The sequence below is a fragment of the Pseudomonas sp. 273 genome (assembly GCF_029201425.1).
In the GTDB taxonomy this organism is placed as follows: domain Bacteria; phylum Pseudomonadota; class Gammaproteobacteria; order Pseudomonadales; family Pseudomonadaceae; genus Pseudomonas; species Pseudomonas delhiensis.
This window is the reverse complement of the sequence record NZ_CP116775.1, coordinates 3,317,302-3,340,992: the sequence shown is the minus strand read 5'-3', so window position 1 is coordinate 3,340,992 and position 23,691 is coordinate 3,317,302. Positions and strand designations below refer to the sequence as shown.

Here is a 23,691-nt window from a genome sequence, read left to right as displayed (position 1 = left end):
GTTGCGGCCAGGCATGCACTTTCGGGAAGACGAATGATGCCCGGGGAAATTTAGCGCCGATAGGGGTGGCGGAGCTTTATCCGCACGCTGTTACAACTGCGCGTAGCGGCTGCTGATGCGGATGCTGCCGTTGTCCTGGCGCTGCAGCTCGACCGGCAGCACCCGGGGCAGGGCGTTGACCAGTTCCTGCAGGTTGCGCGTGCGGTAGGTGCCGCCGATGCGCAGGCTGGCGACCGCCTGGTCGGCCAGCACCAGCGGGGCGTCCAGGTAGCGGTTGATCAGCGGCAGGGCGGCGGCCAGCGACAGGTCGTCGAGCACCAGGCGGCCGTCGCGCCAGGCCAGTACCTGGGCCGGGTCGGCGCTGGCCACCAGCGGCTGCAGCATGCCGGCGCGGTAGCTGGCCTGCATGCCGGGGGTGAGGCTGCTGTCGTTGCCGTCCTTCCCGCTGCGCACCCGCACCGAGCCTTCGGTGACGGTCACGGTGACCTGGTCCTGGTACTTCCATACGTCGAAACGCGTGCCGGTGACGGTGATGGTGCCCTTTGCGGCGCGCACCACGAAGGGGTGGCTGGCGTCGTGGCTGACGTGGAAGTAGGCCTCGCCCTGGTCCAGCACCACCTGGCGCACGTCGCGGAAGTTGGCATAGGTCAGGTGGGTATTGAGGTTCAGTTCGACCTCGCTGCCGTCGGGCAGGACCACTTTGCGCAAGGTGGCGTCGGCCTGGTAGCGGTGGTAGCTGTCCGGCACCCAGCCCTGCAGCCATCCCAGGTAGCCGGCGGGCGGCAGTACCAGCAGGGCGAGGGCGGCGGCGCGCAGCTGCTTGCGCCAGGAGCGCCGGCGGCGCACCGCCTGTGCCGGCGGGCGGGGCAGCGGTGGCCGGCGACCGCTGGTGCGCGGGGTGGGCCGGGCTTCCAGCAGGTGCGCGCTGAGCGTCCAGATATTCTCCACTTCGGCGTACTTGGCCGCATGGCGCGGGTCGCTTTCCAGCCACTGCTGGAACTCCGCGCGCTCGGCGTCGCTGCAGTCCGGCTCGTGCAGGCGCATGCACCAGTGCGCGGCGGCTTGCGCCACGGGATCGCTCGAAGGGGAAGGAGGGGTAGTCATGAAGGGGCCGGTTGAACCTTGCCGCGCCTGTGTCCGGCGCCGCGATGGCGTAGGAAGGATGGGCGCAATTATAGGAGAGCTCGCATCCTACGGAAAGCCGCGCCCGGGCGCCAGCCACCCGAATCCGGCCCGGCGGGGCGCGCACGGAGGGCGCCGGTAAAGTTTCCCGGGTGCGCTTCGTTCCCCTGAATGCCGGCGTCCGGGGCGGAACATCCATGCCCCGAACGCCATGGTTCCCAGTCGTCCTGCGCCATCCGCATCCCACCGGGCCGCGGCGCGCTCGTACAGAGAAGAATCGATGCCCAAGCGTATCCTCCTGGCCGGCCTCGCCGGCGCCTTGCTCGGCCTGCTGCCCCAGGCCCAGGCCGACAGCGCCCGCCCGGCCGCCCTGGCCGCCGACATCCGCTGGACCGCCTACGGCGTGCCGCACATCCGCGCCACGGACGAACGTGGCCTGGGCTTCGGCATCGGCTATGCCTACGCCCGCGACAACGCCTGCCTGCTGGCCGACGAGATCGTCACCGCCCGTGGCGAGCGCTCGCGCTACTTCGGCGCCGAGGGCGAGTCCTCGGCGCAGGTCGGCAACCTCGCCTCGGACGTCTTCTTCACCTGGCTCAACCGCCCGGAGTCCGTGAAGGCCTTCCGCAAGGTCCAGTCCACGGAAGTGACGCAGTTGCTGGAAGGCTACGCGGCGGGGTTCAACCGCTTCCTGCGCGAGGCCAGCGCCGACACCACCAGTTGCCTGGGCCAGCCCTGGCTGAAGCCGATCGACAGCGCCGACCTGGTGCGCCTGACCCGCCGCCTGCTGGTGGAGGGCGGCGTCGGCCAGTTCGCCCAGGCCGTGGTGGCCGCGGCGCCGCCAGGGGCTGCCAATGCGGCCCTGACCGGTGCGGAAGGCTTCCGCCTGGCCGAGCAGCGCCGCGAGCGCTTCCGCCTGGAGCGCGGCAGCAACGCCGTCGCCGTCGGTGCGGAGCGCTCGGCCAGCGGCCACGCCCTGTTGCTGGCCAACCCGCATTTCCCCTGGCAGGGCGCCATGCGCTTCTACCAGCTGCACCTGAGCATCCCCGGCAAGCTGGACGTCATGGGCGCAGCGCTGCCCGGGCTGCCGATGGTGAACATCGGTTTCAACCGGCACCTGGCCTGGACCCACACGGTGGACACCTCCAGCCACTTCACCCTCTACCGCCTGGAGCTGGACCCGCAGAACCCGCTGCACTACCGCCTGGACGGGCGCTGGCAGCCGCTGGAGAAGCGCGTGGTGAAGGTGCAGGTGCGCGGCGCCGACGGCCAGTTGCAGACGGTCGAGCACACGCTCTACGAATCGGTCTACGGCCCGGTGCTGGTCTGGCCCGGCAAGCTCGACTGGAGCGCCGGCGAAGCCTATGCCCTGCGCGACGCCAACCTGGACAACACCCGGGTGCTGCAGCAGTGGTACTCGATCAACCAGGCGCGCGACGTGGCGGACCTGCGCCACCGCGTGGAGTCCCTGCAGGGCATTCCCTGGGTGAACACCCTGGCCGCCGACGAGCACGGCGACGTGCTCTACCTGAACCAGTCCGTGGTGCCCAACCTGACCCCGGGGCAGCTGCAGGCCTGCGCCATCCCGGCGCTGGTGGCCGAGGGCCTGCCGGCGCTGCAGGGCAACCTCGGGCGCTGTGGCTGGAGCCGCGACCCCGCCGCAGCGCAACCCGGCATCCAGCCGGCCACGCAGTTGCCGGCGCTGGTGCGCCGCGACTTCGTGCAGAACTCCAACGACAGCGCCTGGATGACCAACCCGGCGGCGCCGCTGGAGGGCTTCTCGCCGCTGGCCAGCCGCCAGGACCAGCCGCTCGGCCTGCGTGCCCGCTTCGCGCTGCAGGCTCTGCAGGGCAAGGGCAGCATCGACGAGCCCCTGCTGCAGCACCTGGTCACCGGCAACCACGTCTACGCCGCCGACCTGGTGCTGCCCGACCTGCTGGAGCTGTGCCGCCGGTTGCAGGACGCCGCACTGTCGCCGGCCTGTGGCAGCCTCGCCAAGTGGGACCGCAGCGCCAACCTCGATGCCGGCCCGGGCCTGGTCTACTTCCAGCGCTTCATGGCCCGCTTCGACGCGCTGGAGGGCGCCTGGAAGGTGCCGTTCGACCCCGCGCGGCCGCTGCAGACGCCCAGCGGCATCGCCCTGGACAAGCCCGAAGTGGTGAAGCAGGTGGGCGAAGCGCTGCTGGCCGCCAGCGAGGAAGTGAACAAGCAGGGGGTGGGCAAGCGCTGGGGCGAGCTGCAGGTCAGCAGCGCGGCCCAGCCGCCCATCCCGATCCCCGGCGGCGACGGCCACCTGGGCATCTACAACGCCATGCAGAGCGTGCCCCACGGCGACCACCTGGAGGTGGTGAGCGGCAGCAGCTACATCCAGTTGGTCAGCTTCACCGCCGAGGGCCCGCAGGCCAAGGGGCTGCTGGCGTTCTCCCAGGCCAGCGAGCCGCGTTCGCCGCACCATGCCGACCAGACCCGGCTGTTCTCGCGCCAGGCCTGGTCGCCGCTGCCCTTCACCGAGGTGCAGATCGACGCGGACCCCACCCTCAAGGTGGTGCGCCTGGCGCAATAACGACAAGAGGAGGCGTTTGCCATGATTTCCAGCGAGCTTCTGGCACCTGCGGAACGGATTCGACCATGCAAGAGGAGGGCGGCGCACCCGCAACACTGGCTGCGCCCGGCCCAGGGGGACAAGGAGAAGCGGATGACCCAATCCAGAGCCAGCGAGCCCGCGCGGCGGATTCTGGCCCATGCCGGCCTGCGCACCAGCCTGCCGCGGCTGGTGGTGCTGAGCGCCTTCCACGAGCAGGACGCCTACACGGTGGAAGAGCTGTACCAGCGGCTGCGCGAACCGACCAACTCCATCACCCAGGCGTGCGTTCAGAGCACCTTGCGCAGCCTGGGGCGCAGCGGCGTGCTGGTGCGTGATGCGCAGCGCCGCTACCGCCTGGCGCCCTCGTTCTCGATGGCGCTGGACGAAGAGGGCGAGGCTCGCCGTCTGCAGTGATGCGTCCCGCGCGGCCGGCGGGGAAGGGGCGGTGCGCTTCCTCGCGGCTGGGAACTCCTACAGAAAACACTAATGGGACGCATTCTAAATTTCCGTAAAGCGACCTCGTCTTTCTGAAACAAGGCGCCGATGCGGCGCCCCCAATTGGCCGGCGGACACCCGCCGCGCCTCCTGGCAAACGGGCTAAGGATATTGGCAGCATGACCCAGATGATCACCCCCACCTACGACGTTCTCGGCATCGGTTTCGGGCCTTCCAACCTGGCGCTGGCAATCGCGCTGCAGGAGCAGGCGCAACGCGAGGGCCTCGACTACCACGCGCTGTTCCTCGACAAGCAGGGCGACTACCGCTGGCACGGCAACACCCTGGTGGCGCAGAGCGAACTGCAGATCTCCTTCCTCAAGGACCTGGTGAGCCTGCGCAACCCCACCAGCCCCTACAGCTTCGTCAACTACCTGCACCACCAGGGGCGCCTGGCGGACTTCATCAACCTGGGCACCTTCTACCCGTGCCGCATGGAGTTCAACGACTACCTGCGCTGGGTCGCCCGGCAGTTCGCCGAGCAGGCCCGCTACGGCGAGGAAGTGCAGCGCGTGGAGCCGGTCGCCGGCGCCCACGGCATCGACCTGCTCAAGGTGGTCTCGCGCGATGCCGAGGGCCACGAGAACTTCCGCCTGGCGCGCTCCATCGTCCTCAGCACCGGCGGCACGCCGCGCATTCCGCAGGCCTTCGCCAGCCTGCGCGGCGATGCGCGGGTGTTCCACCACGCGCGCTACCTGGAGCGCATGGCCGAGCAGCCCTGCGTGCGCCACGAGCCGATGCGCATCGCCGTGGTCGGCGGCGGGCAGAGCGCCGCCGAGGCCTTCATCGACCTCAACGACAGCTACCCTTCGGTGCAGGTCGACATGATCCTGCGCGCCGCCGTGCTCAAGCCGGCCGACGACAGCCCCTTCGTCAACGAGATCTTCGCGCCCAACTACACCGACCTGGTGTTCCAGGAGCCGGAGAGCGAACGCGAGAAGCTGATCGCCGAGTACCACAACACCAACTACTCGGTGGTCGACCTCGACCTGATCGAGCGCATCTACGCCATCTTCTATCGCCAGAAGGTTTCCGGGCAGGCCCGCCACGGCTTCCTCTGCCGCCGTCACGTCGAAGGCGTGCGCGCAGACAACGCCGGCGTGCACCTGAGCCTGCGCGACAGCGCCACCGGCGAGGTGGAGCAGAAGCAGTACGATGCGGTGATCCTGGCCACCGGCTACGAGCGCAATTCGCACCGCGAACTGCTGGCGCCGCTGCAGGCGCACCTGGGCGACTTTCGCGTCGGCCGCGACTACCGCCTGCAGACCGACGCGCAACTGCGCGCCCCCATCTACCTGCAGGGCTTCAGCCAGGCCAGCCATGGCCTCAGCGACACCCTGCTGTCGGTCCTGCCGGCGCGGGCGGAGGAGATTTCCGCCTCGCTGTTCCAGCACCTGCAGCCGCAACCGACCGGGCGCACGGTCTCCGCGCACGCCGCCGAGACGGCCTGAGGCTGGATCTATCTGCTGGGTGGACATCGTCTTACGGCGGATGGATCGCGGCAACTGCACATGGACTAGACAACGAATGCCGGGCCGCCTGCACTGGCGGCCCGGAGATCAGCCTCAGAAGTCGTAGCGCGTGGTGAACATCAGGTTGCGCGGTTCCCCGTAGTAGCCGGTGTTGTAGAAACCCAGGTTGCTGAAGTACTTCTTGTCGAACAGGTTGTTGACGTTGACCGTGGCGGACAGGTGCTCGGTGACCTGGTAGCGGGTCATCAGGTCCACCAGCCAGTAGCTGCCCTGGGTGTATTTCACCGTTTCGTAGTTCTGGTCGCTGACGTTCGTCCAGAACTTGCTCTGGTAGCTGGCGCCGCCGCCGACGGTGAACTGGTTCAGCTCACCCGGCAGCTGGTAGGTGGTGTACAGGCGGAACAGCTGGTCCGGGTTCAGGGTGCGGATACGGCTGCCGTCCTTGTCGCGGGTGACCGCATGGGTATAGCCACCCTGCAGTTGCCAGCCCGGCAGTATCTCGCCGGCGACGTCCAGCTCGAAGCCGCGGGTCCTGGTGCCGTTGACGCTGTCGTAGGCGATGCCGCCGGAGGGCGTGGCATTGCTGGTTTCGACCGCGAGGTTGTCCTGCTGCGACTCGAACACCGCGAGGCTGGCGTTGAGCCGACCTTCGTAGAACTCACCCTTCACGCCCAGCTCGTAGCTCTTGCCTTCTTCCGGGGCCAGCGGCTTGTCGTTGATGTCACGCAGTTGCTGTGGCTGGAAGATATCCGTGTAGCTGGCATACACCGAGTAGCTGTCGTTCAGGTCGTACACCACGCCGAGGTAGGGCACCACGACGCCGCTCTTGCGGGTGCTCTGCGGGGTGACGGAGTAGCCGTACTGGCTGTCGGAGATCTGCTCGGCGCTGTCGTGGTAGTCGGCCACGCGGGCGCCGGCGATCAGCGCCAGGTCGTCGGTCGGCTTCAGGCGCACGGTGCCGTAGTAGCCGGACTGGTGCAGCTGCGAGTAGTTCTTCAGGTTGGCCTTGGAGCCCCAGTCCGGCTCGGGGAACTTGCCGTTCCAGGTGAAGATGTTCGGGATGTTGGGGTCATAGGGCGTAGGGTAGTCCCAGTAGCCGTTGCCCTTGGTTACCGAGCGCGTGACGTTGTAGCCGAACACCGCGTCATGTTCCCGGCCGAACAGTTCGAACGGGCCGGAGGCGTACATGTCCACCGAATCGCGGCGAGTATCGCCGGTGTACTTGCCATGGAAGAGGATGCCGCCTTCACCGGTGACCGGGTCCGGGTAGCCGCCGCCGGCGGAGCCCAGTGGGGCATGGTAGCCGCTTTCCTGGTGGTTCAGGTGCAGCTTGAGGGTCCAGTCGTTCTCCAGCGTGTGCTCGAGGGTGGCGAAGACCGTGCGGTTGTACTGCTCCCAGGAGCTCCAGTTGGTGCCGGGGTTGAACGAGCGCGGGAAGTCGGTCTTGGAACCGTCGGAGTAGAACAGCGGCACCCCGGCCCAGCTGGAGGCTGTGGGCGTTGTGTCCTGGTAATCCATGCCGATGCTGAACAGGGTGCTCGGCGTCAGGTCGGCCTCCAGGATGCCGTAATAGGTGGAGTTCTTCTGCTCGTAGCGGTCCATGTAGGCGTTCTTGTCCTGGTAGGCCGTGACGAAGCGTCCGCGGATGTTGCCTTCGTCGGTCAGCGGGCCGCCGACGTCCAGCTCGCCGCGGTAGTTGTCCCAGGAGCCGGCTCCCAGGGACAGGTGACCGGCGAAGCTGTGGGTCGGGCGCTTGCGGATCAGGCTCAGGGCAGCACCGGGCTGGCCGCTGCCGGTGAGCAGGCCGGTGGCCCCCTTGATCACTTCGATGCGGTCGTAGATGGCCATGTCGCTGAGGGTCTTGCCGTCGGCGTAGGCGGTATCCAGGTAGGAGGGGATGCCGTCGTACTGGAAGTTGGTGATCTGCGAGCCACGCGCCCAGTAGGCACTGCGCTCGCTGTCGAGCTTCTGCACAGTGACGCCGGGGGTACGCTTCATGACGTCGTCGATGCTGTTGAGGGCGAAGTCGTCCATCTGCTGGCGGGTCATCACGTTCACCGTCTGCGGTGTCTCGCGCGGCGTCAGTACCAGGCGCGTGGCGGAAGCGATGGTGCCGGGCGTATAGGAGCCGCTGCCTTCGGTGATGGTCCCCAACTGATTGCTGAGCACGGTGGTCGAGCCCATCTCCAGCGGGGCTTCATCGTGAACCAGGATATAGCCGCCGTTGGCCTCGCGCTGGGCCTTCAAGCCGGTACCCGCCAGTAGCCGGGACAGACCCGCCTCGACGCTGTAGCTGCCTTGCAGCCCGGCACTGTTGCGGTTACGGGTCTGCTCGGCGCTGAACGACAGGGTGATGTTGGCTGTGGTGGCGAACAGGCTCAGGACCTGGCCCAGGTCGCCGGGCGGGATATGGAACAGCATGGCCTGGCTTTGCGCCAGGGCGGTGCCCGGCAGCATGCCGAGAACCGGCACGCAGCCCACGCCAAGGCTGAGCAGCGCCAGGCGCATGGCGCGGGGCAAGGGCCCGAGGGCGTGCAGAGGGAAGTGCGACATTCGATTTTCCTTTTCGTTGGCAGGTACGCAGCGGCAGCACGGACGGCTGCTTCAGTTGTTGGCCGAACGAGAATGAAAATCGGCAACCCCTTGGCGAGAAATTTTTCTCATTCACGCCTTAGGTAGCTTCTACAGTGACCCAGTAGCGCGTCAGATAGCGCACCCGTACCGGTAGGGATTTCCCCAGGTTCTGCAGGATGATGTCGATCTGATCGAGGCGGTACGCGCCGGACAGGCGCAGGCCGGCGACTTCATTGGCGCAACGCAGTACGCCGTGGCGGTAGCGGTCCAACTCGGCGATGAACTCGCCCAGGGGCCAATCCACCACCGTGAGTATGCCCTGCGCCCAGGTACCGTCGCCGTCGCGTAGGGGCGTGGGCGTGGATACCCGGGTATCGTCGAAGCTGGCCTGTTGTCCGGCGGCCAGGCGTAACGGATGTTGTGGCGCATCCAGCGGGCGCAGCTCCACGGCGTGCTCGAGCACGCACACGCGGGTGTTCCGCGCCTGGCAACGTACCGTGAAGCGTGTGCCCAGCGCGCGGATGCTGCCCTGCGGGGTATGCACGAGGAAGGGGCGGCCGGTCGGGTCGGGCGTGGTTTCCACCAGAATCTCGCCCTGGCGCAGGTACAGCTGGCGTAGATGTTCCCCGTAGGCCACGTCCAGTGCGGTATCGGTGTTCAGAACCACCCGGGTGCCGTCGGTCAGCCGCAACTGGCGGCGTTCGCCAACGCCGGTGCGTTCCCCGGCCAGCAGGGCCGGGTAGGGCACGTGTTCCCTTGCCAGCCAGCCCGTGCCGCCGGCGCCTATCAGCAATGCGAGTGTCTTGAGTACCGCACGGCGGCGGGTGCGGGCTCCGGCCAGGGTATTCAGGGAGATGTCCGGGGTAACGAATTCCATTGGCCTTGCAGGCGCTCTATGCGCTCCCAGGCCAGGCGGTGGGCCGGATCGGACTCCAGCCACTGGCGCCAGGCCTGGCGCTCGGCGTCTCCCGGCGGGCTGGCGGCGAATTGCACGAACCAGGTCGCAGCGGCCTCCAGTACCTTTATGTCCAGGGCCATGCATCAATCCTCGCAGAGCAGCAGACAATGGGTCATGGCCCGGATCATGTGCTTCTTCACCGTGGTTACCGAAACGCCCAGGCGTTCGCCGACGGCGGGGTAGCTGAGCCCTTCGAGCTGCACCGCCAGGAAGATCCGCCGGGTGCGTTCGCCCAGGCCGTCGAGCACGGCGTCGATGGCAGTCAGCGTCTCGAGGATCGACAGCCGCATCTCCGGCGAGATGTCCAGTGGTTCCGCCCGCGCAGCCAGGCTTTCCAGGTAGGCCTGTTCGATGGCGCGGCGGCGAAAGCCGTCGATCATCAGCGCGCGGGCAATGGCGCTCAGGTAGCTGCGCGGCTCACGGATGGTTTCGCAATCGCGCGAGGCGAGCACGCGCATGAACGTGTCCTGCGCCAGGTCCGCCGCATCATGGGCATTGCCCAGGCGTTGCCGCAGCCATTGCCTGAGCCATCCGTTGTGTTCTGTATAGAGCCTCTGCAGGGAGGAAGACATGGTAGGCGAATGCATTTGATGTGAATGAATCGCATTCTCTATTTCTCCAGTCCATTGCACAAGCATAGCGGCAGCGTATGCCCTTGGGGATATGGCGCAGGGCGGCGTAGCCGGCCTTTGGTTTTCGTCGGGTGTCCGGCAAGGCTGCCATTGTCCTAGGGCTTGAGCTTCAGCCCCTTCACCGAATGCGCGCGCTGTTCGTCCAGCGAGTTGTAGTAGGTGTTCTGCGTCGTGCTCAGGCTGTTGTGGCGCAGGTCGGCCTGCAGGTCCTTCATGTCGCGCAGCGGCGCATCGAAGGTGGCCGAGGTGTGGCGCAGCCAGTGCAGCGAGACCGAGCGCAGCTGGTCCACCTCGTCGTCGCTCCAGCCCTCGGCCGCCATGCGCTGCAGCGCGCGGTCGAACAGCGCCTGCAGGAGCAGCCGCACATGGCGGTCGGATAAGCCGGCGCGGCCCTTGAGCGTGCCGATCAGCGGCGTCCGTTCCTGGGGCGAGGGCAGGGGAGGCAGGCCCAGGTGGCGGCGGTAGCGGGCCAGGTAACCGTGGATGTAGTCGTCGCGCACGCTGATGCGGGCGGCCTTGTTGCCCTTGCCGACCACGTGGAACCACCAGTTGCCGGTGCTATCGCGGCGGAAGTCGCCCATGCCCGGCGTCCAGTTGTCGCGGCCGATCAGGTCGGAGATGCGCAGGTACATGGCGAACAGCGTGGCCACGATGAACAGTGTGCGCTCGTGGCTGGCGTCCTCGGCAGCCATCAACTCGGCCGTCTCGATGACATAGCTCCACTGCAGTTGCGTCAGCGAGCGCGAGGCCACGTTCAGGGTGTTGCGCTGCTTGTAGATGGACTTCTGCTTCACCGCGCGGAACGGGTTCACCTCGGTCAAGCCCTCGTCCATGGCGTGCTGGAAGAAGCTGCCGCACACGGCGAAGACCTGCGCCACCGAACCCTGGGACATGCGGTACGGGCGCAAGGGCAGGGGGCTCATGGCCTCGCTGGCGAGCTTGCGCTCGCGCTTGGCCAGGGTGGTGCTGAAGGGGCGCCAGGCGGGGTTCGGCACATGGCTGTCGGACTCCAGCTTCTTGCGGCCGCCCATGCGCATGAAACGCGACTTGATGACCGGGCCGACCCAGTCGGCGGGCGGGTTGAGGCAGAACTCCATGAAGGCCTCGGCGTCGCGGCGGCGCAGGTCGAGCAGCGGCTTGCCGGCCACCAGCAGGGCCCATAGCAGCAGGCGCTCGACGTGGGTGCGATAGGAGGTATAGGTGGCCTCGTTGCCGCCATAGGACTTGAGGAAGCCACGCACGGCGAAGTAGCCCTCGATGGCCCGCACGTCTTCATCGAACGCCTGCAGGTAGCCGCGCACCACGGGCAATTCTTCGCTCAGCTGCATGAAGTTCAGTTCATGGAAACGGGCGAAGGTCTCGAAGAGCGGTTGTGGCGATTGCGGCATCGTCAAGGCTGGGAATGGGAAAAACGGTGGTCGCACCGGGGTAGCGTGCAATATCCAGGTCTGGCTGTTATCGGATATTGCTTGCGCGCTAACGAATAGACCTGGCGGGGCGGGAAGCGACAGGCAGGAAAGCCTGTAACCTGCATTCTAGACAGCTTGATCCCTGCAGGTCGAGGGGTTGTGAGGCGATTTTCACATGTCGCGGCAAGGCAGGCATTGCAACGTCCATGGCCGCTGGAGGCCGGTTGGGACAGGCGCTCTGAATGTCTCGCCGCGATCAACCGGGCCTGGATGACTGGTTGCAGCTCTGGCTCGGGTTGGGGCTGCGTCGATGAATCCCGCCAACCCATAGAACGCGGATCAGCGCCAATGCAGCCTGAGGTCGGTTGCGTGTCGCTGTGACAGGCGAACTGCACGAACGGCTGATGTGCCTGCGTGAAAAGCGTGACGGGGAATGGCCACGAGGCTTGCAGATTTCACGTAGCGTCGCGCTGCATTGGTGTTGGACCAGGGCTTGAACGGATGCCGGCGGATTCGCTCGGGGAATCTGGAATGATCGAGCACTGAGCACTGAGCACTGAGCACTGAGCACTGAGCACTGAGCACTGAGCACTGAGCACTGAGTACTGAGCACTGAGCTTGTGAGCGAGAAACCGAAGGCCACGATGGATCGACAATACGAAGCTGGTTCGACAGGAAGGCAGAAAGAGAAACGGGCAACGGGCAACGGGCAACGGGCAAGCAGCAATGGCGACTGAGCGGAGACGAAGCAACTGACGCCCAACGGCAAGCTGGACCGCAAGAGCTGGTCGATCAGGGGGACGGTGTCGAAGCCGGCAAACAAGCGGTTTTCCCTGGTGAATTCTGCAGGGGCCATCTGCACCTGCGCTTATCCATGAGTTCGCATAATGTATATTATGTTAAATTAAGTATTTGCCAGGATATCGAACGCAGACACAGCTTTACCACTGCTGCTCGAAGTTGAGTTGTGACCGTCGAGGTTTCTGGACAAAATCGCTTCTCACCTCCCTCGGCTCTATTTTTCGACGCGTCGATGCAAACCGCTTCTTTGCCACCATCTACAAAGATGGCAAGGACGTGGTCCGGGCGACCGTGTTCATCGGAAGCGGCTTCGGATCAGGCATTCACTATCTCCAAGGCCAGTCGATGGAGAGCAATTCGTACAATGAGTCTTTATCAGTCGACGCTGACGACCAGGCGCTCTACCTGACGCCACAGGGAATGGCGGCTTACGGTCGGCGAGACCAAAAGCTTTCCCAGGAAGACGCTGCAGAGATGCTATGGGACATCGTTATCGCCCCTCCCCTCTGCCGGCTCTTGCTCAGACACTTGGGATAACCTGTCTGGCATGCTCAATCTGGTCTTGCGAGTACGTGCCAGCAAAGGCTTCTCGCTATCGGCCGAGGCGTTTGCGGATCTCATCGAAGGCCCGCTGAATCACCCTCTGTTGCTCTGGGTCGATCTCGAGTTCACGGCATAAGGGCTGCCACCCGGAAAGGGCGTCGAGAGTCTGCTCGATGTAGAGGTCCGGCTTCAGGTAGCTGAAGGGAGCGCAAACCTGCTTCAGCTGCTTGCGAGTGGCCAGGCCGGCACCGTTGAAAGAGGTTGTGTGCTCATCCGCATAACCACGGACCGGGGCATAGGTCAGGTCATAAGCTGGGGCCAGTGTCCACCGCCCCTGGTCGTGCAGGAACGCGAAGTTCTTGGCGTGGTCGTCATGGTTGTGGGTCAGGGCGTTGAATACCATTAGCCTCGCCATGCGCTCGACCTCTGCCGCATGGTTGGTGATGGCATTGGTGGCTCTGAGTAAATCCGAATAATCCAGCGATGGCGCACGGTAATCGGCATAGAGAATACCGCTAGCGGTCATCATGTGGATTTTGCTATCGCCGTTCCGGTCGAAGCGATGGGCAGAAAAGAAGCGCTCGGTCCCGGTCGATGACTGGACTGTGAGCAGATTGCTCGCGGCCATCTTCACCCCGGCACGTTCTGCCAGCCGTGAGTAGGCGAACTCGATCGCTCCGGTATCACGATGCTCGGTTGGTGTCCTGAATTTCACCAGCCAGTGCTGGTAGCCGGCCGGAAGGTGCTTGAAAGACGTACTGCACCGCCTTCCGTCCTGGGATAGTGCAACGACCACCTTGGGGCGGGCTCCTGCAGGGGAGCCACCTGCCAAGCGCAGAGTATCGAGAGTGGCCGAGGTTTCTCCTTCGTAGACAGCCTGGGACTCCTGGTAGAGCTGGGCCAGGTCAATATTGTCTTCGTCGGTGGTGCGCTCGATGACTGGGCGATACTCCAATGCGCCCATGCCCCTGTCGGCCATATAAGCCAGTCGATCTAGAGGGGAAATGTCCCTTCGGTCCTTGCCATGCCTGGCAAGGAAATAACGGTCCATGAGCAGCATGCCCCAGCCGTCCGGGAGGGAGTCGGCCAGTGCGCCTGGTAGACCAGCGAAAAGGACTGGGTCCGCAGCTTTCTGTGGTTGGGTGGTGAAGTCCATGTTCAGGGGGACAGGTTGAAGCCTTGTGTCACCCACTTGGGGTGATAGGCGAAGTAGATGCCCTGTCGGCTGGCGACCAGTTCCCCGACAGGTTCGCCAGCCAGCAGTATCTCCACGGTGTTGATCGGCTTCATTGGCGCCCCCGAGTGCGTCCTGCCTGTTTGATTTCTTCGAGCGATACTGGACGCTCATGCTTGAACAGTTCCGCGAATTGACGGGTAGCGCCAAGCGCAGTGGCGATGAGCACCAGGGCGTCGAGGGTGATCTGCCCGCTGGACTCGAACCGCTTGATGGTGGACTCGGAAACACCTGCCCTCAACGCCAGGGACTTGCGGGAGAGGTTCTGTGCCAGTCGTGCCTCCCGAGCGTTGGCACCGATTTTCTGGGCTAGCTCGCCGGGGGCAAGCAGGGAATGGGTCAGGGCCACGGCAGCCTCTCATTTAACGGGTCACATATGGATTATTATAGGCATTAATCCGCAATATTGGTTCATATATGGATAGTTAAAAATGTGTACTCCAGAGTCACGCCCATGCTTTGTTGCACCTTCAGGGATTCGCAAGGCTGCACCTAAGCCGCCCCATGAAGCTGCGGTGCCACCGTTGGCTCCCCTCCTCGCTTTCCTGGCTTCACCGCTTCCAGCCGGCAAGCCGAGGACTTGGCCGCCAGGCCCAGCCAACCAAATCCTTTCCGCCTTGTACCCTCAGTCCCGCCTGAGCGCCTGGATCACCAGGCCCAGCGCCGGCGAAACATGCCGGCGACTGGCGTAGTACAGGTGATAGCCGGGAAACACCGGGCACCAGTCCTCCAGGACCGGGACCAGCCGCTTCGCCTCGATGTGAGGCGCCAGAAGGTCATGGGGCACGTAGGCCAGGCCGACGCCATCGATCGCGGCTTGCAGCATGTGGTAGGTGTTGTTGAACACTGCCTGCCCACGTACCCGGACCTTGACGCCCTGCCCGTCCTTCTCGAAATCCCAGGCGTACAGGCCCCCATGGGTGGGCAGCCGGAGGTTGATGCAGTGGTGCCGGGCCAGGTCCTGCGGCGTGCCCGGGGTGCCGGCGGCCTGCAGGTACGCCGGCGAGCCGGCGACCGCCATGCGCAGTTCGGGGGTGAGGCGGACGGCGATCATGTCCTTGTCGACCAGGTCGCCTACCCGCACGCCGGCATCGAAGCCCTGTGCCGCGATGTCGACCAGGGCGTAGTCGGTGCACAGTTCGACCTCGATGTCGGGGTACTGCTCGAGCAATGGCAGGAGCCGTGGCCAGAGCACGGTCGCGATCGCGTGGTCATGCGCGGTGATGCGTACCTTTCCCGCCGGCTTCTCGCGCCATGCGCCGAGCGAGTTCAGTTCCTGCTCGATCTCGTCCAGGCGCGCCGCCACGGTCTCCAGCAGCCGGCTGCCCGCCTCGGTCGGCGATACGCTGCGGGTCGTACGGGTGAGCAGGCGCACGCCCAGGCGCTCCTCCAGCCCGAGGATGGCGTGGCTCAGCGCCGAGCGGGACATGCCGAGCTGGGCGGCCGCTTTCGTGAAGCTGCGCTCCCTCGCCACCAGGACGAAGGCTTGCAGATCGTTGAGGTTATCGCGAGCCATAGGTGAATCTGCTGCACCAAAGCATCCTGAATTTGCCATCTACAAAGCTAATCGACTTCGTTCCAGACTGAAAGCCTTCCTGGCATTCCCTGCCAGTGCCCTCCTCTTTCAGCCATGGTGATTCACATGCAACTCAAGCGCGCAGGCTCCCAGCCCTCCATCAAAGGCCCGGCGGAATGGTTCACCGGGACCGTTCGCATCGACCCTCTCAACGCCCCGCCGGCACCCTCCCGGGTTTCCTGCGCGAGCGTCACCTTCGAGCCCGGTGCCCGCACGGCCTGGCACAGCCACCCGCTGGGCCAGACGCTAGTGGTGACGGCAGGCTGCGGCTGGACGCAATGCGAAGGCGAACCCATCGTCGAGATCCGCGCCGGCGACGTCATCTGGTGCCCGCCCGGCCACCGCCATTGGCACGGCGCGTCGGCGACCACGGCGATGACCCACATCGCCATCCAGGAGGCCCTGGACGGCAAGAACGTCGAGTGGATGGAGCACGTCAGCGACGAGCAGTACTTCGCCGGGCCTGGCGCGGCCTGAGCCTGGTGTAATGCTGTTCACTAGGGTACGTACCTGCAGCCCATTGGGGCTCTAGCGACATCCATGTCGCATGACCTCCTGAGCGCCGGTTTCGCTCGGCCTTCTGAAGGGGCGTTCCGATGCGCTCGGTTGTTTCACTGGAAACCCGTAGGGCGCATAACGCCTACGGCGTTATCCGCCGAATCGCGGACAGAGTCCGCTCCTACGATTCCAGGAAGCACGGTCGTAGGAGCGGACTTTGTCCGCGATTGGATTCACCGGCTACGCCGGACGCCCCGGTAGCACGGCCAGCGGCGGATAACCGCGAACGGTTATTCGCCCTACGAGCTTGCCGGCTGATGCTGCGTTATCCGACAGCTCGGGACAGCCCCCTCTCCCTTCAGGGAGAGGGCTGGGGAGAGGGGACGGACTTCGCTCACGCACCTCTGCCAACCCTGACGCCGCACCCCCTCCCTAACCCTCCCCCGCAAGCGGGAGAGGGGACCGTTCGGCGCGAGGCGAAACCACGAAGCTCCCGGGCTCCCCGTAGGGCGCATAACGCCTACGGCGTTATCCGCCATGATCGCGGACAGAGTCCGCTCCTACGGTTCCAGGAAGCACGGACGTAGGAGCGGACTCCGTCCGCGATTGGCCTCCGGCCGCGCCAATCGTCTGGCATAGGTACCCGGGCCAGCGGCGGATAACCGCGAACGGTTATCCGCCCTACGAGTTTGCCGGCTGATGCTGCGTTATCCGTTCACACCGAACGGCCCCCTCTCCCTCCGGGAGAGGGCCGGGGTGAACCGCAACGGATCCCTGGCGTGCTTCGCCCGGGACACGGAAAGCTCGTCGGGCAACGACACGTCGTTCTTGGCGGCGAGGACCTCGGCCATGACGCTGACCGCTATTTCGGGCGGCGTCTTGCTGCCGATGTAGATGCCGATCGGCCCGCGCAAGCGGCGCAGCGACGCCTCCGTCTCGCCGAAATGCTCGATCAGCCGCTCTCTCCGGCTCTGGCTGTTGCGCCGCGAGCCGATGGCGCCGATGTAGAAGGCCGGGCTCTGCAGGGCCTCCAGCAAGGCCAGGTCGTCGAGCTTGGGGTCGTGGCTGAGCGCGATGATGCAGGTGCGCAGGTCGGGCGAGAACGCCCTGACCACGTCATCGGGCATGCCCCTGGCCCGCTCCACCCCCTCCACGCTCCAGGCGTCCAGGTACTGGGCCCTGGGGTCGCAGATGGTCACCTTGAAGCCATTGAACAGCGCCATGGTGGCGACGTACTCGGCCAGCGCGCCCGCCCCGATCAGCAGCATGCGGTAGCCGGGCCCCAGGGTGTTGACCATGCGCCTGCCGTTGAAGAGGAACTGCTCCGGCGTCGAGGTGCCTTCGACGGTCACCTGCCCGCTATTCAGGTTCAGGATGCGCCGCGCCAGGCTGCCCGCGTCGAGCCGTGCGAGCAACCGTTCCAGCGACGACAGGGACGGCATGAACTCGAGCACCAGCTCCAGCGTGCCGCCGCAAGGCAAGCCGAAACGATGGGCTTCATCGGCGCTGATGCCGTACTGCACGAGGGCTGGCAAGGCTTCCGGCAGGCCGTCGCCACCATAGGCGGTGGTATGGCGATGGATCAGGTCGTCCTCGATACAGCCGCCGGAAACGCTGCCGGCCACCCGGCCATCGTTGCGCAGCGCCATCATCGAGCCCACCGGCCGTGGCGACGAGCCCCAGGTGCGCGCCACCGTCACCAGCAGCACCCGTTCGCCGGCGGCAAGCCAGTCGCGGGCGGTACGCAGGACCAGCAGATCGATGCTTTCCATGGGGCCTCCGGGAAAAGTCAGCCGTCCAGGGTGGCGTTGTCGATCACGAAGCGGTACTTGACCTCGCCGCGGAGCATGCGCTCGTAGGCTTCGTTGACCTGCTCGACGCGCACCAGCTCGATGTCCGCGACGATGCCGTGCTCGGCGCAGAAGTCGAGCATCTCCTGGGTCTGCGGGATGCCGCCGATCATCGAGCCGGCGAGCGTGCGGCGCTTCATGATCAGGTTGAAGACGTTGGGTGAGGTATGCGGCGAGGCCGGCGCGCCGACCAGCGTCATGGCGCCGTCGCGCTTGAGCAGCACCAGGAAGGCGTCCAGGTCATGGGGCGCCGCCACCGTGTTGAGGATGAAGTCGAAGCTCTTGGCGTGGGCCGCCATCGCCTGCGCGTCGCGCGATACCACGACCTCGTCCGCGCCGAGCTGCAGCGCCGCCTCGCGTTTGCCCTGGGAGGTGGTGAAGGCTACGACGTGGGCACCCATCGCATGGGCCAGCTTGATCCCCATGTGCCCCAGGCCACCGATGCCGACCACGCCGACCTTCTTGCCCGGCCCGGCGCCCCAGTGGCGCAGCGGCGAGTAGGTGGTGATGCCCGCGCACAGCAGCGGCGCGACCGCCGCCAGTTGCGCCTCGGGATGGCGGATGCGCAGCACGTAGCGCTCATGCACGACTATCGCCTGGGAGTAGCCCCCCTGGGTCCAGCCGGGGGCGTCCGGCGTCGGGAAGTTGTAGGTGCCGACCATGCCGTCGCAGTAGTTCTCCAGGCCGGCGTCGCAGTCCTCGCAGTGCTTGCAGCTGTCGACGATGCAGCCCACGCCGACCAGCTCGCCGGACCTGAAAGCGGTGACCTGCGCGCCGACCGCCGCCACCCGGCCGACGATCTCGTGGCCGGGCACGCAGGGATAGTGCGTCCCCTCCCATTCGGAGCGCACCTGGTGCAGGTCCGAGTGGCAGATGCCGCAGAAGGCGATGTCGATCCGGACGTCGTGGGCGCCGGGCAGGCGCCGGGTGATGCTCAGCGGCTCCAGGGGCAGGTTGCCCGCGCGGGCACCATAGGCTCTGACTTGCATTGAAGAATCCTCCTGCATTGCGTGAGGTTCATTTTCCCGGTGGGACAGGCCGAAGCTGTAGACCATTCCGCTGGTTTTCTTGCCTGATCCTCCAAGGCCTCCTCCCGGCGGCTACTTCAGGTTGTCGCGGAAGAAGCGGCCCAGCTTGTCGAAGGGGATCAGCTCCACGCGGTCGTAGAGGTCGACGTGGCCCGCGCCGGGGACGATGTAGAGCTCCTTGGGTTCGCCGGCCAGGCGGTAGGCCTCTTCGCTGAACTCCCGGGAGTGCGCCTCTGCCCCGGTGATGAACAGCATGGGGCGCGGCGAGATGGTCTCGATGTCGTTGAACGGGTAGAAGTTCATGAACTTGGCGTTGCTGCTCAAGGTCGGGTGGGTGGTCAGCTCCGGCGAGGCGCCCGCCGGGGTGAACTCGCCGCGCGGGGTGCGGTAGAAGTCGTAGAACTCGCGCTGGATGGCGGGCGTGTCGGGGCTGAGTTCGTGCACGGTCCCGCTGGTGTACAGCGTCTTGCCGCCGCTGAACTCCACGTAGCGCTGCTGCGCCGCCGCGGCTATCACCTGCTTGCGCTGCTCCAGCGTCTGCCCGTGCCTGAGCCCGTTGCGGTTGGCCGCGCCCATGTCGTACATGCTGACGGTGGCGATCGCCTTCATGCGCGGGTCGATCTTCGCCGCGCTGATGACGAAGCTGCCGCTGCCGCAGATGCCCAGCGCGCCGATCCGCTCGCGGTCGACGAAGGGCCGGGTGCCCAGGAAGTCCACCGCGGCGCTGAAGTCCTCGGCGTACAGGTCGGGCAGCACGGCATTGCGTGGCTGGCCCTCGCTGCCGCCCCAGAAGGACAGGTCCAGGGACAGGGTCACGAAGCCCTGCTCGGCCAGCTTCTGCGCGTACAGGTTGGCGCTCTGCTCCTTCACCGCGCCCATGGGGTGGCCGACGACGATGGCGGGGGCCCTGGCGCCCTCCCCCAGGCCCTTGGGCAGGAAGAGGTTGCCCGCCACGTTCAGCTGGTACTGGTTCCTGAAGACGACCGGCTGCACCGTCACCTTGTCGCTCTTGTAGAAGTTGTCTGCACCCTTGGACATATCGGCCCCCATGGCGGTGAACGAAGCGAGCAGCAGTCCAAGCAACACGATGAGTCTTTTCACCGGACCCTCTCTATTCGGTTGGCGGGCGGCGCGCGCCCCTGGTTGAAGAACCCCTCTGGCGAGGGGATGGGGGCATTCTCGCGCAAGCGCGAGCCATTGATTAGGTAATGAATGCTTAATGCGGTTATAAACTGGGCTAATCAGTTGATTCAGCGGAGCGCGGCATGGCCAGGCACAACTTCAACGACCTCATGGCCTTCGTGGTGGTGGCCCGGGAAGGCAGCTTCACCCGGGCGGCGGCGCACCTGGGGGTGACCCAGTCCGCCGTCAGCCAGGTCGTCTCCGGGCTGGAGGCGCGGCTGGAGATCCGCCTGCTGACGCGCACCACCCGCAGCGTCTCGCTGACCGCCGCCGGCGAGCGCCTGCTGCAGGCGATCGGCCACCGCTTCGACGAAATCGAGTCCGAGCTGGACGCCCTGACCGAGCTGCGCGACAAGCCGGGCGGCACGGTGCGCATCACCTGCGGCGACCACGTCCTGAAGACGACGCTGCTGCCCAGGCTGATGCCGCTGCTGCGGGAATACCCCGACGTCCGCCTCGAGTTCGACATCAACTACGGCTTCCGCGACATAGTCGCCGACCGCTTCGACGCGGGCGTGCGCTTCGGCGAAACCCTCGACCGGGACATGATCGCCGTGCCCATCGGCCCCGACCTGCGCATGGCCGTGGTGGCGGCGCCGTCCTACTTCGCCGACAACCCCATCCCCAGGACACCCAGCGACCTGGTGGGGCACCGCTGCATCAACATCCGCTTTCCCACCTATGGCGGCGTGGATGCCTGGGAGTTCGAGCGGCGGGGCAAGAAGCTGAAAGTGCACGTGGACAGCCAACTGGTGTTCAACACCACCGTGCACGTGGCCGACGCCGCGCTCGCCGGCGTGGGCATCGCCTACCTGCCGGAGGAGGAGTTCGCCCCCCACCTCGCCGAAGGGCGCCTGCAGCGGGTGCTGGAGGACTGGTGCCCGGCCTTCTCCGGCTACCACCTCTACTACCCGAGCCGGCGCCAGCCCTCCCCTGCCTTTTCCCTGGTGCTCGACGCGCTGCGGATGGAGCGCCGGCAAAGGCGCTAGCGCACCTGGCGAACGGATCGAAGCATTGATTAGGTGGGCTTATAGCCGCTTTAAGCATTGATTAGCTAGTCATGGCCGCCCTTCTACGGGAGCATTCATCCACTAAAAAGTCACCCGCCGCTGGCGAAGGCCACGCCCTTCATTGCCGGCGCGCCCACAGCCCCAGAAGAAGTCCATGAAAGCCCACACCCTCGATGCCCCCACGGGCACCGCCGCCACCCCGCAACAGACGCAACCGGCCTACTGGAGCGGCGTCTTCGCCATGTCGCTGTGCGTCTTCGCGCTGATCGCCTCCGAGTTCATGCCCGTCAGCCTGCTCACGCCCATGGCCGCCGACCTGGGCGTCAGCGAAGGCATGGCCGGGCAAGGCATCGCCATCTCCGGCGCCTTCGCGGTGCTGACCAGCCTGTCGATCTCCGCGCTGGCCGGCACCCTCAACCGCAAGACGCTGCTGCTGGCGCTGACCGGGGTGATGGCGCTGTCCGGCGCCGTGGTCGCGCTGGCGCCGAACTACCCGGCCTACATGTTCGGCCGCGCGCTCATCGGCGTGGTCATCGGCGGCTTCTGGTCGCTGTCGGCGGCCACCGCCATGCGCCTGGTGCCCGCCCGGCAGGTGCCGCGGGCGCTGGCCATCTTCAATGGCGGCAACGCCCTGGCCACCGTGGTGGCGGCGCCCCTGGGCAGCTACCTGGGCGCGGTCATCGGCTGGCGCGGCGCCTTCTTCTGCCTGGTGCCGGTGGCGGCGCTGGCCCTCGCCTGGCAGTGGGCCAGCCTGCCGTCCATGCCAGCCGGGGAGCGCTCGCCGGGCGCCGGCAACCCCTTCAGGCTGCTGGGCAACCGCGCCGTGGCGCTGGGCATGGGCGCCTGCGGGGCCTTCTTCATGGGGCAGTTCGCCCTGTTCACCTACGTGCGGCCCTTCCTCGAAACGGTGACGCGGGTGGAGGTTTCCACGCTCTCGCTGATCCTGCTGGTCATCGGCGTGGCCGGCTTCATCGGCACCCTGCTGATCGGCACGCTGCTGAAGCGGAGCCTGTTCGGGCCGCTGATCGTCCTGCCGGCGCTGATGGCGGCGATCGCCCTGGCGCTGATCCCCTTCGGCGCCTGGGCCTTCGCCGTCGCGGCCCTGCTGGGCCTGTGGGGCCTGCTGGCCACCGCAGCCCCGGTCGGCTGGTGGAGCTGGATCGCCCGGGCCCTGCCCGGCAACGCCGAGGCCGGCGGCGGGCTGATGGTGGCGGTGATCCAGCTGTCCATCGCCCTGGGCTCCACCCTGGGCGGCCTGCTGTTCGATGGCAGCGGCTACCGCGCCACCTTCGTGGCGAGTGCGGCGGTGCTGCTGCTCGCCGCCCTGCTGGGCTTGCTCACCTCGCGCGCGCAAGCGCCCCGGGGCGCCTGAGCCCTGGCCGACGCGCGCGAGGCCGCATCGGCCAGGGCCCGGATCAGGCGCCGAGGCTTCTCACCCAGCGCCGATAGCGCCAGCTGCGGACCTGGGTATCCAGCTGCTGCTCCAGCAGCGCCAGCGCCGGCGCGACATCCGGGTTGGCCAGCTTGCCGAGGCTTAGGCGGCGCAGCTGGTGCTTCACCATCGCCATGTAGCCGACCGAGGCCAGCACCTTGTTCTTCCAGGTGATGGGCCTGAGCACGGGCGCGTTGCCGAGCCCTGCCCGCCAGTCCTTCGGCAGGTTGGGGTCGATGGCCAGCGCGGTGCCCATGCCCACCATGTCGATGCCGCTGTCCAGCACCTGCTCCGCCACCGGTAGCCGGCGCACGCCGCCGGTGACCATGACCGGCATCCGCGCGACGGACGAGATGTCCTTGGCGAACTCCAGGAAATAGGCTTCCCGGGCCAGGGTGCGGCCGTCGCGGGCCTGGCCGTGCATGGCCGGCGCTTCGTAGCTGCCGCCGGACAGCTCGATCAGGTCCACCCCCAGGGGGTTGAGCAGCGCGATGACCTTCTTCGCGTCGTCCGTGCTGAACCCGCCGCGCTGGAAGTCGGCCGAGTTGAGCTTCACCGCCACGGCGAAGCTGGCGCCCACGGCCGCGCGGATTTCCCTGACCACGTCGAGCAGCAGCCGGGCGCGGTTCTCCAGCGAGCCACCCCACTGGTCCGTGCGCTTGTTGGTGATCGGCGACAGGAACTGGCTGAGCAGGTAGCCGTGCGCGGCATGGACCTGCACGCCGGTGAAGCCGAAGCGTTCGGCGAGCACGGCCGTCCTGACGAAGCGTGCCTGGACTTCGGCGATATCCTTCTCCGTCATCGCCCGTGGCGGGATGAACTGCCTGGAGAAGTTGCCCAGGTCCATGGGCACCTCCGAGGGGGCGATGGTGTCCTGCTTCAAGGCCGCGGGCATCTGGCGGCCCGGGTGGTTGATCTGCATCCACACCTGGGCACCGTGGGAGCGCGCGGCCTGCGCCCATGCGCCGAAGCGCTCGCCGAAGCGCCCGGACTCCAGCACCACCCCGCCCGGCCCGGTCATGGCGCGGTGATCGACCATGACGTTGCCGGTGATCATCAGGCCTACCCCGCCCTCAGCCCAGGTGCGATAGAGGTGGATCAGCGCCGCCGAGGGGGCATGGTCCCTGTCCGCCATGTTCTCTTCCATGGCGGCCTTGGCCAAGCGGTTGGGAATGACTGCCCCATTGGGCAGGGTCAACGCAGTGAAGGGGGTCATCACGGGCTCCAGGTTTGGCGACTGCGCTACCGTAACCTTGAAGTCAACTTCAAGGTCAAGAGGCTTTTCCACCGC

Annotated in this window: 18 protein-coding genes and 1 pseudogene; 6 read left to right on the top strand and 13 right to left on the bottom strand. The window is 66.5% G+C overall.

All coding sequences use genetic code 11. The annotated features are described in order from the left end of the window. Positions 1–90: 90 nt before the first annotated feature. The gene (locus PKO50_RS15620; RefSeq protein ID WP_275630236.1) at positions 91–1,104 is read right to left on the bottom strand and encodes a FecR family protein; all 1,014 of its coding nucleotides are present in this window, start codon (positions 1,102–1,104) and stop codon (positions 91–93) included. Between the two features lie 298 nt (positions 1,105–1,402). On the opposite strand from PKO50_RS15620, the gene PKO50_RS15615 reads away from it, so the two are divergent. The 3 genes from PKO50_RS15615 to PKO50_RS15605 all read left to right on the top strand — a co-directional run bounded on the left by PKO50_RS15615 (position 1,403) and on the right by PKO50_RS15605 (position 5,652). Beyond that, positions 1,403–3,685, top strand: coding sequence for an acylase (locus tag PKO50_RS15615; RefSeq protein WP_275630235.1), 2,283 nt, complete (start codon positions 1,403–1,405; stop codon positions 3,683–3,685). A gap of 132 nt (positions 3,686–3,817) precedes the next feature. Then, a complete protein-coding gene (locus PKO50_RS15610; RefSeq protein WP_275630234.1) occupies positions 3,818–4,120 on the top strand; it encodes a transcriptional repressor in 303 nt (100 codons plus the stop codon). 200 nt (positions 4,121–4,320) lie between these two features. Next, positions 4,321–5,652, top strand: a complete 1,332-nt coding sequence (locus tag PKO50_RS15605; protein ID WP_275630233.1) for a SidA/IucD/PvdA family monooxygenase — start codon at positions 4,321–4,323, stop codon at positions 5,650–5,652. 114 nt (positions 5,653–5,766) lie between these two features. Here PKO50_RS15605 and PKO50_RS15600 read toward each other — a convergent pair whose 3' ends face one another. The 8 genes and pseudogenes from PKO50_RS15600 to PKO50_RS15565 form a co-directional block, all read right to left on the bottom strand. After that, a complete protein-coding gene (locus PKO50_RS15600; protein ID WP_275630232.1) occupies positions 5,767–8,226 on the bottom strand; it encodes a TonB-dependent siderophore receptor in 2,460 nt (819 codons plus the stop codon). Positions 8,227–8,344: 118 nt separating this feature from the next. After that, positions 8,345–9,285: pseudogene (locus PKO50_RS15595) on the bottom strand (FecR domain-containing protein). Positions 9,286–9,288: 3 nt separating this feature from the next. Continuing rightward, a complete protein-coding gene (locus PKO50_RS15590; RefSeq protein WP_275630231.1) occupies positions 9,289–9,777 on the bottom strand; it encodes a sigma-70 family RNA polymerase sigma factor in 489 nt (162 codons plus the stop codon). Between the two features lie 155 nt (positions 9,778–9,932). Next, positions 9,933–11,225: a site-specific integrase gene (locus PKO50_RS15585; protein ID WP_177412009.1), complete on the bottom strand. Its 1,293-nt coding sequence runs from the start codon at positions 11,223–11,225 to the stop codon at positions 9,933–9,935. 1,414 nt (positions 11,226–12,639) lie between these two features. After that, positions 12,640–13,746 carry a type II toxin-antitoxin system HipA family toxin gene (locus tag PKO50_RS15580; protein ID WP_275630230.1) on the bottom strand — a complete coding sequence of 369 codons (1,107 nt, stop codon included), beginning with the start codon at positions 13,744–13,746 and terminating at the stop codon, positions 12,640–12,642. Between the two features lie 2 nt (positions 13,747–13,748). Further along, on the bottom strand, positions 13,749–13,880 hold the full coding sequence (locus PKO50_RS15575) for a HipA N-terminal domain-containing protein (protein WP_275630229.1): 132 nt from the start codon (positions 13,878–13,880) through the stop codon (positions 13,749–13,751). Further along, entirely contained in the window at positions 13,877–14,173 is a 297-nt protein-coding gene (locus PKO50_RS15570) for a helix-turn-helix transcriptional regulator (RefSeq protein WP_109931985.1), read from the bottom strand. Before PKO50_RS15570 ends, PKO50_RS15575 begins: the two co-directional genes overlap by 4 nt. Before the next feature lie 276 nt (positions 14,174–14,449). Then, positions 14,450–15,340, bottom strand: a complete 891-nt coding sequence (locus PKO50_RS15565) for a LysR family transcriptional regulator (RefSeq protein ID WP_275630228.1) — start codon at positions 15,338–15,340, stop codon at positions 14,450–14,452. A gap of 126 nt (positions 15,341–15,466) precedes the next feature. On the opposite strand from PKO50_RS15565, the gene PKO50_RS15560 reads away from it, so the two are divergent. Further along, complete coding sequence (locus PKO50_RS15560; protein WP_089393151.1) at positions 15,467–15,877, top strand: cupin domain-containing protein; 411 nt, start codon at positions 15,467–15,469, stop codon at positions 15,875–15,877. A gap of 728 nt (positions 15,878–16,605) precedes the next feature. Here the strand turns inward: PKO50_RS15560 and PKO50_RS15555 are convergent. The 3 genes from PKO50_RS15555 to PKO50_RS15545 all read right to left on the bottom strand — a co-directional run bounded on the left by PKO50_RS15555 (position 16,606) and on the right by PKO50_RS15545 (position 19,877). Then, positions 16,606–17,670 (bottom strand): XdhC family protein, encoded by a 1,065-nt coding sequence (locus PKO50_RS15555; protein WP_275630227.1) that lies wholly within the window; start codon positions 17,668–17,670, stop codon positions 16,606–16,608. Positions 17,671–17,687: 17 nt separating this feature from the next. Next, entirely contained in the window at positions 17,688–18,737 is a 1,050-nt protein-coding gene (locus PKO50_RS15550; RefSeq protein WP_275630226.1) for an NAD(P)-dependent alcohol dehydrogenase, read from the bottom strand. Between the two features lie 111 nt (positions 18,738–18,848). Further along, positions 18,849–19,877, bottom strand: a complete 1,029-nt coding sequence (locus PKO50_RS15545) for an alpha/beta hydrolase (RefSeq protein WP_275630225.1) — start codon at positions 19,875–19,877, stop codon at positions 18,849–18,851. 164 nt (positions 19,878–20,041) lie between these two features. Between PKO50_RS15545 and PKO50_RS15540 the strand changes: the two genes are divergently transcribed. Together PKO50_RS15540 and PKO50_RS15535 are read left to right on the top strand one after the other, a co-directional pair. Continuing rightward, positions 20,042–20,947: a LysR family transcriptional regulator gene (locus PKO50_RS15540; RefSeq protein ID WP_109935483.1), complete on the top strand. Its 906-nt coding sequence runs from the start codon at positions 20,042–20,044 to the stop codon at positions 20,945–20,947. A gap of 262 nt (positions 20,948–21,209) precedes the next feature. After that, entirely contained in the window at positions 21,210–22,340 is a 1,131-nt protein-coding gene (locus tag PKO50_RS15535; protein ID WP_275630482.1) for an MFS transporter, read from the top strand. 43 nt (positions 22,341–22,383) lie between these two features. Here PKO50_RS15535 and PKO50_RS15530 read toward each other — a convergent pair whose 3' ends face one another. Further along, positions 22,384–23,616 (bottom strand): NADH:flavin oxidoreductase/NADH oxidase family protein, encoded by a 1,233-nt coding sequence (locus PKO50_RS15530; protein ID WP_275630224.1) that lies wholly within the window; start codon positions 23,614–23,616, stop codon positions 22,384–22,386. Positions 23,617–23,691 lie beyond the last annotated feature (75 nt).